Below are 13,747 nucleotides of genomic sequence, written 5' to 3' on the forward strand. Positions count from 1 at the left end.
TTCCAATTTTCATATCACAAAGTATAAAAAAACAATTATTTTCGAGAAGAACACTCCGGACAAATCCCTTTCAATACATAGTTTATACTATGCAAAGTAAACCCTTTCGGCAAATCAATAACAGGAATATGCGTGCCTTCCAGGCAGAATGTCTTGTGGCATTTCTCGCAATAGAAATGTGAATGTAAATCCTGCACCACACAATTGCAGGAATTGTCACAAACAGCATATTTCAACGAACCGCTTCCGTCATCTATGCTATGTATAAGGTGATGAGACAAAAAGAGGGCTATTGTCCGGGATATGGTCGATTTATCCACCGTATCCAGCAGAGTTTCCAAATCAAGCAATGATACCGCACGTCCAACTTCCATCATATTCTTTAGTATGAGAAGCCTTATTGCCGTCGGCTTGATGTCTCTTCGTGCCAACTTATCCAAATAAATATTCTCTTCCATAGTCTCTTATTTTATCATTTTCTGTATTCTTACAGCATTCATAATGGCGAGTAGCGCAACACCGACGTCTGCAAAGACCGCTTCCCAAAGGGTAGCTATACCACCGGCTCCCAATATCAGTACAAGCAATTTCACTCCGAATGCCAGTGATACATTCTGCCAGATAATCCTGCGTGTCAGCTTTCCTACCTTTATGGCTTCGGCCACTTTAGAGGGCTGGTCTGTCTGTATCACGACATCGGCTGTTTCAATTGCCGCATCACTACCCAATCCCCCCATGGCAATACCGACATGGCTCAACGCAAGTACCGGCGCATCGTTCATTCCATCACCGACAAATGCAATCTGATTCGTCCCGTCCTGCCGCAGTTCTTCCAAATGCTGCACTTTTCCTTCCGGCAACAAGTCTCCATAAGCACTTGTGATACCGAGCTTTTCCGCAAAGTTAGTAACAATACTCTGTTTATCACCGGATAATATCTGAATGTTTTTGATATGCAACATTTTTAAATCATCAATAGCTTTCTTTGCATCCTCTTTCAGTGTATCAGCCAATAACAAATAACCTGCATAGTCAGTTCCAATGGCGCAGACTACAATCGTATCGGTAATCTGCAATAACTCTGCCGGATATTCGATATTAAATTTGGATAGTAAACGGCAGTTTCCGACCAATACCGGAGTACCGTTAATCATTGCTTCCAAGCCGAATCCGGCAAATTCCTTTGTACTGGTAACCGATAACAGTTCTACATTTTGCAGCTTTGCATAGTTCACGATGGCTTTAGCAATCGGATGGGTACTATTACTTTCTACCGAAGCTACCATTCCAATCAGTTCTTTTTCTGAAATACCGGATGCGGATTTACACTCCTGCACTTCAAACGTTCCTTTAGTCAGAGTGCCTGTTTTATCGAATACAACCGTATTGATTTTAGTGATTGCATCCAGATAATTACCTCCTTTGAATAAGATTCCCAACCGGGAAGCAGCTCCGATGCCACCAAAATATCCCAATGGAATGCTCACGACCAAAGCACACGGGCACGAAATCACCAAGAAGACTAAAGCCCTGTACAGCCAGTCATTAAACACAAATGCAAATTGAGTATCAATGAATGAATAAGCAAATGGAAGGATTACTATCAATACCGCCAATCCTATAACAATAGGTGTATAGATACGTGCAAATTTACGGATAAACAATTCTGCCGGGGCTTTTCTTTCCGAAGCATTTTGGACAAGTTCCAATATGCGGGCAAGCGCACTCTTATCGAATGGTCTTGTCACCTTGATTCGAATCACTTTATCCGTCACAATCATTCCGGCAAGCACTTCTTCGCCTTCGCGAATATTACGGGGGACACTTTCACCTGTCAATGCCGCTGTATTAAAAGCAGCAACGTCGTTGAGCATCACTCCGTCCAAAGGAACTCTCTCGCCCGATTTTATCTCTATAATCTCACCGACCTTTACATTCTTCGGACTTTCTGTAATCAGGCTGTTATCTCTCAGTACCAAAGCTTTCTCCGGCCTTACATCCAGCAAAGCGCCGATATTACGTTTTGCCTTATCCACCGCCTTGTCCTGAAAAAGTTCTCCGATGGTATAAAACAGCATCACAGCTACCCCCTCCGGGTATTCGCCAATATAAAAAGCTCCGATTGTGGCAACAATCATTAGAGTAAACTCACTGAAATAGTCTTTCTCTTTCATGCTCTCCCACGCTTCTTTCATAACAGGGAGTCCGACCGGAAGATAAGCTACAATATACCAGATTAAAGCTACATACTCTTTATGAAAAAAAGAAGAATCCAGGGCATTCATAACAATACCACTTATCAGCAGTATAAATGAAAGCCCCACTTTCCAGTATTCTTGAAATATAGAATTCTTAACTTCCACTTCCTTTTTAGGTGCACATTCATGTGCACAGCAACTACAATGTCCCATATCTTTCCTCTTTTAGTTGCTGCAAAGGTAGTGAATGATTCGTGCAACAAAGTTGCAAAGAAAATATCTCCCATCTATTTCTTTGATCTATACAACCTAAAACGACGCTAACGAATGCGTTTTATATCATTTTGCTTATATATTAACGCTATTAAAGTTAATATATGTTGTATTTATCACAAAATGACCCTATTATTTGTTAACAACGCTTGTACTTATAAAAAAATAAGTTATTCTTGCACAGTTTTTCAAACAGTATAGAAATAACACAAAAGAAAACCGTTCAAACTTTCTTATTAGATTTATCAGAAATCTAAAAATACACACCCACACATCAATAACAAAATCCGAAAATTGCGAATTTATAAGAAAAAATAGATGACTATTATTTAAGGTCAACTACAAACATAATCTTCATACGACAGGATGAAGCACACTACTTCTTATTGCAAAAATCAAGGAGAAGATATCATATTGTGCTTTTTTAAGTAATATTTTAAGCTAGTTTTTATTCCTGATTTTATAAATGATTTTAACATTAATATAAAGAGAGAAGTTTATGGAGAAAAAGATTTTCCTATTCACACTCTGCCTGTTTATGGGGGTTAGTTGGGCCTTTTCCCAAACTACCCGGACGGTCACAGGTGTTGTGCTTTCAAAGGAAGAGAACGAACCGATAATAGGTGCTTCCGTACTTATTCCCGGAACGACTGTAGGAACCATCACGAATGTGAATGGTGAATTCGTGCTACCGAATGTGCCCACAACGGCAAAAAGCATTCAAGTGTCGTACATTGGCATGAAGACAATCGAAGTACCGATAACAGACAATAAGATGCGCATCTTTGTCGAGTCGGATACGGAGACATTAGAAGAAGTAGTAGTGCTTGGCTATGGTTCGGCCAAGAAACTAGGCTCTGTGGTGAGCTCTGTATCTACGGTCAATAATAAGAAACTGAAAAACATTCCCAATGCAAGTTTTGCGGATGCGTTGCAAGGACAGGTTGCCGGTTTATCGGTATCTTCCAGTTCGGGTGAGCCGTCTTCTACGGCAAACATACGTTTGCGGGGTATGAGTTCTATCAATGCAAGTATCACTCCTCTCTATATATTAGACGGCGCACCTGTTTCGCAGGTGATTTTCACGACAATGAACCCGGATGATATTGAGAATATTACAGTATTGAAAGATGCTTCGGCAACTGCCATTTACGGTTCTCGTGCAGCCAATGGTGTGATTGTGATTACCAGTAAGAAAGGCAAAATGGGTGAGAAAGCGCAAGTCACCCTGAAAGCACAGTATGGTGTATCCAATCTGATCGACAATGGAATGAAAATGATGAACTCTCAGGAATATATGCAGTTTCGCGAGATACTCGAGCCCAAACTGGCAACTGATAAAGACTGGATCAAGCATAAACAGGTTGTTAAACAGAATAATATCGATACGGACTGGGCAGACGAAGTGTACCGCAACAATGCACCGACCTACAATCTTGACTTGTCGGTAAGCGGTGGCGGCAACAACAACAGTTATTACATATCTTTAAACCATAACAACACAGAAGGTATAGCCCCTACTTCCGAGATGCGACGCACTTCATTGCGTACCAATCTGGAAATTCGTGCCAACAACTGGTTAAAACTGGGTATAAACTCCAATCTTGCTTTTCAGAAATACAATGCCAATCCGGATGTTTCGTCAGACCTGTCATTGAGCAATCCGGCTACGTTTGCACGTCTGGGACGTCCCGACGATTCGCCGAGATATTATCAGTTGGATGAGAAAGGAAATGCTATTTTCGGAGACAGGGCAGACTATTTGCATGAATCTCAGATACTTAATCCATTATATATGGAAAGCTATCGCGATCGCGACCGTCGTAACTTCTCTGTGAACCTGAACTTATTTGAAGAAATAAGGCCGGTGAAAGGACTGATACTGAGAGCTGTACAGGCCTTAGAAGGATTCGACTATACCTATTCTTCCAACGTGCCTCCTATCGCCAACTTCACCACTCCGATGGGAGATGTCGTGCAGATCAATGATGCGAAAGGACAGGCCAGAGAGAATTTCCAGCGCTTTTACAGATTTACGTTTACCAATACGGCCGAATATAAATTCCATGTAGAGAACAAGCATTTTGTCACGTTGCTGCTCGGACAAGAATCGATCATAAGCAAGGACAATAGCTTCGGAACGATTGTAGACGGACTGACAGACAGCCGGTTAATGCTTCTTTCCAATGGAACAGAGTATATGCCGCCCAGCCACAGTGTTGTCGAATCGGTGTTCAATTCTTATTTCTTCAGAGGAGATTACACCTTTAAAGAGAAATACTATATCGACGCTTCGTACCGTTTGGACGGAAGTTCACGTTTCACCCCTAAATACCGATGGGCAGAATTCTACTCTTTGGGCGCAAAATGGAACCTGAAAGCCGAAAACTTTATGAGCAACGTCAACTGGCTGAATGATTTGGGTATCCGTATCAGTTACGGTTCAACCGGTAACTCCAGTATCGGCGACTACGCTTACCAGAGTTTGCTGGCAAGCAGCGGTGCTTATGAAGGAGAAAGCGGTACGGTTATCATACAACCAGGCAACCCGGATTTGACGTGGGAGACCGTTACTTCTGCCAACATTGGCGTTGACTTCCGCTTGTTCAATCGTTTTTATGGTAGCATAGACTTGTACAAAAAGAAAACATCGGATATGCTGATGTCTATCCCCTACTCCTATACGACAGGATTCGGAAACAACATCGGCAATATCGGCGGAATGGTCAATAAAGGTATCGACTTGAACCTGAATGTAGACCTGATTAACAATGCCAAATTCTTCTGGACGTTCAGAGCTTCATTGAACTACAACAAGAATGAAATCACCGAACTCTTCAACGGCTTGAATGAATACGTGATACCTGATACGGGAACCAAACTGAAAATCGGCCGGTCATACGGCGAACTTTATTGCGTGAAACGTGCCGGAGTAGACCCGCGCGACGGTAAAATAGTCTGGTACGACAAGAACGGAAACCTGACGAAGACGTACAGCGAGGACAATGCCATCTTCATCGACAAGCAAATGTTTGCTCCATGGACCGGAGGATTCGGGACAACCGCAAGCTGGAAAGGGCTGACGGCAACCGTCGACTTTTCTTTCGCACTCAATAAATATATGATTAACTACGATCGCTATGTGTTGGAAAGTCCGAATGACGTCGGGCTGAAATACAACCAGACCAAGCGTATGCTCAATATGTGGACTACTCCCGGACAGGTCACAGACATTCCGGCAGCCACAGAGAAGGTTTACCTGGACGATTCTTTCGCAGAAAACTCCTCCTACCTTCGTCTGAGAACGCTATCCATCTCTTATGCTCTCCCGAAGAAGCTGATTCAAAAGTCGAAGTTTTTTGAAAGTTGCAACATCTTCTTCGTTGGCCGCAACCTGTTGACCTTTACGGATTTCACAGGATACGACCCGGAACCGGAGATGAATGCGGTGAAATTCAATTATCCCAATACCCGTCAATATTCAGTTGGCGTGGAGGTTTCTTTCTAAACATATAGGACATTAGTTATGAGAAAAATAAATTATATACTCTTTACAGCTGCTTTGCTGATTTGCAGTGCTTGTGATATGAATAAGATGCCGGAAGGTTCTCTGAGCGGAGACATCGTATTCACGATGCAGGATTGCCGCAGTTACCACATCGGGCTGTACGGCACTTTCCGGGCCTTGACCACCGGTGGTTTCGTCACTTATGGTGAAATACAAACGGACAATTTTCATGCGGTATCCGAATATACCGGTGAATTGAATGTACTCTATACCGGAGATATCACTCCGGGGGCAGAGAGCGTTACCACAATATGGGCCGGTAATTATGAGACCATCGGACAAGCGAATTATTATATCAAGAAGCTAGACGAGCTTATAGCATCCGGGACAATTACCGCATCGGAAAATCTGGAACTCAAACGCTACATGGCAGAAGCGTTCTTCACCCGTGCTTATTGTTACTTCGACCTGACACAGAAGTTCTGCCAGCGGTACGATCCGGGGACTGCTTCCCAAGACCACAGCGGATTGCCATTGGTTACCAAATACAATCCGTCCAGTGACAACACACAGTATCCCGACCGCATGACGCTGGAGGAAACATACAAACTGATTCTGAATGATTTGTCGCAATCATTGGAAGAAATGACGGCATTTGATGAGAAAAACCCGGATGCCAATCCTTCCGGCGCATTAACTCCCTGGATTACGACAGACGTAGTAAAAGCTCTTCAGGCACGTGTTGCCCTGGTGATGGGCGATTATGAAACTGCCCTGAAAAAATCGGAAGGAATCATCAACTCGTCCAGATACAACCTGACGAACAATGAAACTAATCTTTATAATTTCTGGAGCGTGGATTATGGAGCTTACGAGACTCTCTGGTTGGTCACGATGACCAGAGACTATACCGGATACTCTACGGGTTCTCCTTTCCTGGCAAATACCGGTGCTGTAATCAGCTTCATACCGACGAACGATGTAGCCACTTTGTATAGTGACAAAGACATACGCGCCAAAGCCTATCTGGGCAGCCGTGCGATTCGGGTATCGGCCGGTAGCGAAACTGTTTCCGCATTGACCAAATATCCGGGCAATCCGTACCTGTACTACAACATCAATACTTTCTGCAATATGTCAAAGCCGTTCCGCATTGCGGAGCAGTACTTGATTGCCGCAGAGTCGGCCGCCAAGCAAGATTTGACTTCCAAATCCAATCTATACCTCAACGAGTTGAAGAAAAACCGTATTACCGGTTATGAATCCAAACAGTTGGCAGGCGACAATTTGATGAAAGAGATCAAAGCCGAAAGACGTCGGGAATTACTATGCGAGGGATTCCGCCTGAGCGACCTGAAACGCTGGCATGAAGGCTTCGAGCGTTCGGAAGGACAAAAGACCGGAACTGTCATCAATAAACTGGGCAACGTGCACCGGTTGAAATACGATGCGGATGACTATCGCCTGGTATGGCCGATTCCGCAAGAAGAGATTGATGCGAATCCGCAGATTAAGTCACAGCAGAATCCCGGATATTAATTCAAAACAAGAACATGATTAGATATGAAATATATTAAAAATTTTATGTTGATAACTTGCTTGTCTTTATCCATGACAGCATGTGATGATAGTGATGATATCCGGAATAATGAGACAAATGCGGTGTTGGAGTTTGAATCATCTTCCATTACGGTAAAAGAGGATGCTAATTTTATAACTGTACCCATTGTTGTTTCCGGTACCAATGAGCGGAATGGAGATATCTTTTTTCAGGTATCATTAAAAAGCGAGAATGGCAATCTGAAACTGGATAGAGACATTATTCTGACTACCGATCATTACCGCATACCGGCCGGAACCAATAAAGTAACTTTGGAAATTGGCCTTCGTATAGAGAACGCGAAAATAGAGCACAACCGGTACATCACTCTTGCCATCACAGATCCCGTAGGGGCTACGGTCGGCGCAAAGGGAGAATACCGGATTGATATAACCGAGAAGAACCCGATGGACGGTTCTTACCTGATAAGAGGTATCAACCCTTTCAACGGCTACTTGGCCAGCGGCAGGGTGGAAGTTACTTTCCCGGACGAAGCGATGGAAACCGCCACGTTCGACTTCGGGCTGGGCAACACTATTCCGGTGAATATGACAATGATGATTCCGGACCGCCTGTATTTTATTGAGATAGAAGCCTTCCAATCGGCAGGTCTTTACAATGGTTCGGAGATTTATTTGTCATGGGCTTCCCTGAACGCGAAAGGGAAGCTGATTTATGAGAAAGACGGAGTGAAACCGAATATAAAAGGTATACTTGAAATCCTTTCGACAGAAGCCGGCAAAAAGTATGTATTTACTTTCAATGAAGGATTCGGGTTGGTGTCTTTGGTGAAAGATGAAGTGGCATGGTATCAGTCTGATGTCTTCAGCAGCGAACTAACGGCAACGAAAGAAGATTAAACAAGTGCATAAAATTAAATCCTCATAGGAATGAAAAAATACTTATTATTTATTATATCCTTCCTGTTCGTTCTGGGCAGTTGTACCGATGAGCAGGAAATGCGGCAAGATACTCCGAAAGGGAACATCAATGTACCTTTGGATGAAGAACATGTGAAATCCGGTGTTATCAGGATTAAACTGACACCGGAAGCGGATGCTAAACTTTGCATCGCAACCACCCGCAGCGGTGAGTTGACTACCGGCATCGAATCATTGGACGCGCTTAGTTCCTCTTTCAAAATATCGAAAATCAAACAAGTCTTTGCCGGAGGCGGCAAATATGAAGATAGAAGACGCAAAGCCGGTTTACTCTTGTGGTATGACATCTATTTTGATGAGAAAGAACCGATGACGCGTGCTTTCAATGCGGTATTGAATATTCCGGAAGCACAGTATGTGGAACCGATTCTGAAACTCCAGCGTATCAAAGGTACCGGAATGTCTCCTATGACACAGGAATTGGCGAAAGAACTGGCAGTCAATCTCAACAACGGAACTTCCGAGTATCCGACAGCAAGCAGCGATTTCAACGATCCTTATCTGAAGTATCAATGGCATTATCACAATGAAGGAGTACTTCGCCACTCATTGCCCGGTGCAGACATCAATTTGCTGAAAGCATGGGAAATCGAGACAGGCAAACCGCAAGTGATTGTGGCCATCATAGACGGTGGTATCGAAACCACACATCCGGACATCGCTCCGAATCTTTGGGTAAATCAGCCGGAACAGAATGGTTCTGCTAATATGGACGATGATTTTAACGGATATACGGATGATATTCACGGATATAACTTTGTATTTCCACATGATAATGATTTATGGAATAAAGATGGTATTCAAGGTGAATATGGCAGCACAGACCAGGGAAAAGTAACCGGACATGAGCACGGTACGCACGTTGCCGGAACGGTAGCCGCTGTCAACAACAACGGTCTCGGCGTATGTGGAGTAGCCGGTGGAAACGGTGACCCTAACTCGGGAATCCGCATGATGAGTTGCCAGATCTTTGCATATGATGACGAAGGTATAGAGACCAGTGCAGAAGAGAATAAGTCAATCGCCTTCTTATATGCGGCTGAAAATGGCGCTGTTATCGCACAGAACAGTTGGTCGTACGGATGGACCGGTTCGGAAGTGGAAATTATGGAATCGGACAAGGAAGCCATAAATTATTTCATTGATAATGCCGGAAAAGACGAGGATGGCAATCAGGTTGGCCCCATGAAAGGGGGAATCGTGATTTTCGCCACCGGAAACGACAATGTGAATGCACGCACAATGCCTTCTTCCTACGAACGGGTATTTTCCGTATCTTCTTTCCGCGCCGACTACAAAAGAGCGGTTTACTCCAACTACGGTTCATGGGTAAATGTCGCTTCTCCCGGTGGAGACGGTGACTATCCGGAAGGAACACAGGTATTCAGCACATATATGAAGGGACAATATGGTTTCATGGCGGGTACCTCTATGGCTTGTCCGCACGTATCGGGCATCGCAGCGCTGGTGGTTTCAAAATACGGAGTCAGCGAGAATGGTGATTTCCTGCCTTTCACGAATGAAGATTTGAAGGATAGACTGCTGGCTTCGACCAACGATGAGATAAGATGGTACAATCCGGCCAGCATCCCGATGGGAAAAGGCTATATCAATGCCTATAAAGCATTGGCAAACGTGGGGAAAATGGCTCCGGACCGTGTCGGCAATTTAAATCCGGTATGGTTGGCAGATAAAGTAAAACTCTCGTGGAAAGTGACAGTGGACGCGGATGACCTCACCAAGAAAGCGAAAGGATATAAACTATTTATCAGTAAAAGCAATCTGTACGGACTTGATTTCAGCCGTTTATCCATTCCCGTCACCCAAGAAGTACTGACAGGAGATAAAGAAGTAGGCGAAACATTAAGCTGTGAACTGGATGGCCTGGAGATGGGCAGCACTTATTATGTTTCCATCGCCGCATTCGATGCCGATGGCAATATATCCTTATCTTCCACTATCCTGGGTGAGCCGGTTGCCAACAGAGCACCAATCGCGGAAGGACTTCCGGAGATGATTTCGCTAAGAAAAGACGAACATCTTGAAATAGTATTGACTGTTACGGATATTGAAGGTGATGAATGGAAGTATGAATTTGACAAGAAAGGCAGCAAGGCAATCTCTATCAAGCGTGAAAATAGCCAGTTAATATTGACATTTGACGCTACGAAAGAAACTCCGGGCAGCACATTTGAAGCTGTACTGAAGCTATACGATACGGTAGAGCCGGACAAAGTAAATGAAATTCAGTTCACTTATTCCATTGTAAACAATGCTCCGATATTGCTGAAGCAATTCCCTGATATCCTATTCCACTATATAGGTGAGAAGAAAGAATACGAACTGGATGAGTATTTTACGGAAAAAGATAAAGACGCGATTACTTATGAAATCACGATCAACAATCCGCAAATAGTATCAGCTACCATATCGGGCAATAAACTGACCGTAGAAGCAAAAGGCGTGGGAGTTGGAAAAGTCTTCATCACAGCCAAAGACCCGTATAATGCGACTGTGGGAACTTCTTTCGAAGTGACCAGCCGCGACGAGAGCAGTGACGTCGACCTTTATCCGGTTCCAGTCAAGAGAGACGGTGTGCTGAACATCCGTATGGGACGCTATGTGGAAGGCAATGCACAGGTGACACTGAATAGTCTGAGCGGTGCCAAAGTATTCAGCCAACAAGTTGCCATTTCGCCGGACAAAGCGTCACAGGTAGATTTGAGCAGCCTCAAGGCCGGCAATTATCAGATAGTGGTTAAATATAAACAACAGGAATTCACTCGAAATATTACGAAATTATGATAAGACTGAAACTAATTGTACTTCCGATATGCTTGTTTTGCTGCCTGGCAGTTAAAGCGCAAGACCCTGCATCCGTTGGCTTCGTGACAGACGCACGTACAGCGGGAATGGGAGGTGCGGGAATCGCTCTGGATGCCAATGCGTATTCTCTATTCCGCAATACGGCCGCAATCTCCTTTGCCGACTCCCGTATAGCCGCTTCCTACGGCTACAACGCACTTTTCAATGATGCAAAAATACATTCGGCGGCAGGTTACTACCGCTTGAACGATAAACACGCTTTTACGGCAGGTGTCCGTTATTATGCGCCTGATAAGATTGAGAATATGGTGTCCGGCAGTGACGGCACCACTTTCAACACGGTTCAGCCTTACGACCTTCTGATCGACCTCGGCTATGCCCGGAGGGTGAATGACGTGTTGGGACTTTCCGCCAATGTGCGCTATATCTACTCGAAGCTCAACGAAGTGGAGGGCTTCAAGGCGGGCAAGTCGATGGCTCTCGATTTGGGCTTGCACTTCCGCAAGGATGCTTACAGCGCAGCCATCACAGTGTACAACCTCGGCAAACTGATTGATTACGGGGTAGAAGAATACAGAATGCCCGCCAGCATCAATGCCGGTGGCGCCTATCGTTATGTATTGGCCGAAGATCATCAGTTCACAGGCTCTCTGGAAGGAAAATACAATTTCCTTCCCAGTGATTACAGTTTCTTCACGGGAGGTATCGGAGCGGAATATATGTTCCGCAATATGGTTGCCGTGAGAGGAGGATACCATCTGGCTAGCGAAAACAAGTCAACGGGAAATTACGGTTCGGTAGGATGCGGGGTTTATCTAGGCCCGCTGGTGGTCGACTTCGCTTACTTACTGACAGAGAAAAGCAGCATTATGAAAGATGTCTGGTATATCACAGCAGGTATCCGGTTCTGATTCGTAACGAACATGTTTAATTTTAATTCATCTGAAAAATGAAAAATAAGCTTTTTATATATCCATATATTGCTTTGCTGACGATTGTGTTCGGATCCGTGCTGACGGGCTGTGACGATGAGGAGAAGGAAGCGCTGGTGGCACCTTCCATCGTCATCGACAGAATCGTGACTACCAATAGTACCGAACTGAAGATCATTTTTACTCCGAGCGGGAGTACAAGCAATTTTAAATACGCCATCGGCAATGAGACCGACCGGCAGGCTTTTATCAACGGCAGCCTTTCGACCACCCAATCACAGGATGGCAACGAGAAACAGACTATTACTTTCTCCAACCTGAATGAGAAAGAAGTCTATACTATTTTTGCCACTGCTTACGGTGTTGACGGTACTCAGGGCCCTATTGCCTCTATCAAGGCCGAAACACGTAAGAAGGTGGAAATCTTTGAAGTGATCCGCAAGTACGTTACGTCCAGTTCTGCCGGTTTCTGCTTTAACGCAACCAGCGATTACTACAAATTCGAGTACGCTTTAGGCCGGCCGGGCGATAAGGAAATCTTTGAAAAAGGAGTGATTGACGGATTCAGCACCAAAGAAGATATCAGTGCGTATACGGCCAACTATTTCGACTTGCACCCCAATACGGACTATGTGTTCTTCGTACGCGGCTATGACCGTTCGTCGGGACTGGAATCCGATACACAGGAGATGCCATTCACAACCGCTGCTTCGGGAACCGGACCGGAAGTTAAGCTCCGTACCGACTACATGGACATCTACGCCGGTGATTACACCTTTATTCCAAACGAGCATTGCAGCAAAATCGTTTCTTTTCTTTCTATAAAAGATGAATACGCAGACGTTATCAACAATGAAATGAACTGGAGAGGTGATTTGATAACCATGATGGAAACATGGAACAAGCTCAATGCCGGACTGACTTACTCAGCTACCGGATCGCCGCTGGAAGTGACGTATACCACCAGCAAGATGCTGACGCCCGAAGTCACCAATCCGTACAACTACCCGTTAGAAGCATACTCCTTACTGTATGATGCGGATGGCGAGGTATATGGTATTCAGCGTTTCAGCCTCTCCACTCCTGCCTATCAGGATGGTATGGGTGAAGCGAAAGTCGATTTCAAGATATCCAATATAAATGATTGCGGAGCTTTCTACGAATTTACTCCCAATAAATATACGATGGGGGTACTCTTTGAAACGTTTGATGCCGAATGGTACGAAAAGCTGCTACAGTCTGACGCCTATTACGATAATTATATCCGCGATTATCTGTACCTGAATGGTTATTGGAACTATTGCCATAAGGTATCTACCTTATCAATGCCGGAACGCTCGGCAGAACCGGGCAAGAAATACTATGTATTCTACCTGCCGATGAACTATAACGGTCCGGGCGACGGTTGGGGAAAAGTGAAATATGAAGTTTATACGACATTGGAAAAAGAACAGTAATCAAAAGATATT

At 44.4% G+C, this 13,747-nt stretch carries 8 protein-coding genes; 6 read left to right on the plus strand and 2 right to left on the minus strand.

Annotation, left to right across the window (positions count from 1 at the left end; translation table 11 throughout):
- Positions 1–35: 35 nt before the first annotated feature.
- A complete protein-coding gene (locus HC965_RS22350) occupies positions 36–458 on the minus strand; it encodes a Fur family transcriptional regulator (protein WP_191033548.1) in 423 nt (140 codons plus the stop codon).
- A 6-nt stretch (positions 459–464) separates the two neighbouring features.
- On the minus strand, positions 465–2,411 hold the full coding sequence (locus tag HC965_RS22355) for a heavy metal translocating P-type ATPase (protein ID WP_191033549.1): 1,947 nt from the start codon (positions 2,409–2,411) through the stop codon (positions 465–467).
- Between the two features lie 559 nt (positions 2,412–2,970).
- On the opposite strand from HC965_RS22355, the gene HC965_RS22360 reads away from it, so the two are divergent.
- The 6 genes from HC965_RS22360 to HC965_RS22385 are packed head-to-tail and all read left to right on the plus strand — an operon-like array spanning position 2,971 to position 13,735.
- On the plus strand, positions 2,971–5,979 hold the full coding sequence (locus HC965_RS22360) for a SusC/RagA family TonB-linked outer membrane protein (RefSeq protein WP_191033550.1): 3,009 nt from the start codon (positions 2,971–2,973) through the stop codon (positions 5,977–5,979).
- Between the two features lie 18 nt (positions 5,980–5,997).
- Complete coding sequence (locus HC965_RS22365; RefSeq protein ID WP_191033551.1) at positions 5,998–7,518, plus strand: RagB/SusD family nutrient uptake outer membrane protein; 1,521 nt, start codon at positions 5,998–6,000, stop codon at positions 7,516–7,518.
- A 24-nt stretch (positions 7,519–7,542) separates the two neighbouring features.
- Complete coding sequence (locus tag HC965_RS22370; RefSeq protein ID WP_191033552.1) at positions 7,543–8,439, plus strand: hypothetical protein; 897 nt, start codon at positions 7,543–7,545, stop codon at positions 8,437–8,439.
- Positions 8,440–8,469: 30 nt separating this feature from the next.
- Entirely contained in the window at positions 8,470–11,325 is a 2,856-nt protein-coding gene (locus tag HC965_RS22375; protein ID WP_191033553.1) for a S8 family serine peptidase, read from the plus strand.
- Entirely contained in the window at positions 11,322–12,257 is a 936-nt protein-coding gene (locus tag HC965_RS22380) for a PorV/PorQ family protein (protein ID WP_191033554.1), read from the plus strand. The genes HC965_RS22375 and HC965_RS22380 overlap by 4 nt, the downstream gene beginning before the upstream one ends.
- 38 nt (positions 12,258–12,295) lie before the next feature.
- The gene (locus HC965_RS22385) at positions 12,296–13,735 is read left to right on the plus strand and encodes a hypothetical protein (RefSeq protein ID WP_191033555.1); all 1,440 of its coding nucleotides are present in this window, start codon (positions 12,296–12,298) and stop codon (positions 13,733–13,735) included.
- Positions 13,736–13,747: the final 12 nt, after the last annotated feature.

The organism is Bacteroides sp. GM023, from assembly GCF_014750685.1.
GTDB lineage: Bacteria > Bacteroidota > Bacteroidia > Bacteroidales > Bacteroidaceae > Bacteroides.

Bases quoted from the DNA above. Each gene is read 5' to 3' on its own strand.
- HC965_RS22385 (WP_191033555.1), top strand. From the start codon at position 12,296: ATGAAAAATAAGCTTTTTATATATCCATATATTGCTTTGCTGACGATT.
- HC965_RS22350 (WP_191033548.1), bottom strand. From the start codon at position 458: ATGGAAGAGAATATTTATTTGGATAAGTTGGCACGAAGAGACATCAAG.
- HC965_RS22380 (WP_191033554.1), top strand. From the start codon at position 11,322: ATGATAAGACTGAAACTAATTGTACTTCCGATATGCTTGTTTTGCTGC.
- HC965_RS22370 (WP_191033552.1), top strand. From the start codon at position 7,543: ATGAAATATATTAAAAATTTTATGTTGATAACTTGCTTGTCTTTATCC.
- HC965_RS22355 (WP_191033549.1), bottom strand. From the start codon at position 2,411: ATGGGACATTGTAGTTGCTGTGCACATGAATGTGCACCTAAAAAGGAA.
- HC965_RS22375 (WP_191033553.1), top strand. From the start codon at position 8,470: ATGAAAAAATACTTATTATTTATTATATCCTTCCTGTTCGTTCTGGGC.
- HC965_RS22365 (WP_191033551.1), top strand. From the start codon at position 5,998: ATGAGAAAAATAAATTATATACTCTTTACAGCTGCTTTGCTGATTTGC.
- HC965_RS22360 (WP_191033550.1), top strand. From the start codon at position 2,971: ATGGAGAAAAAGATTTTCCTATTCACACTCTGCCTGTTTATGGGGGTT.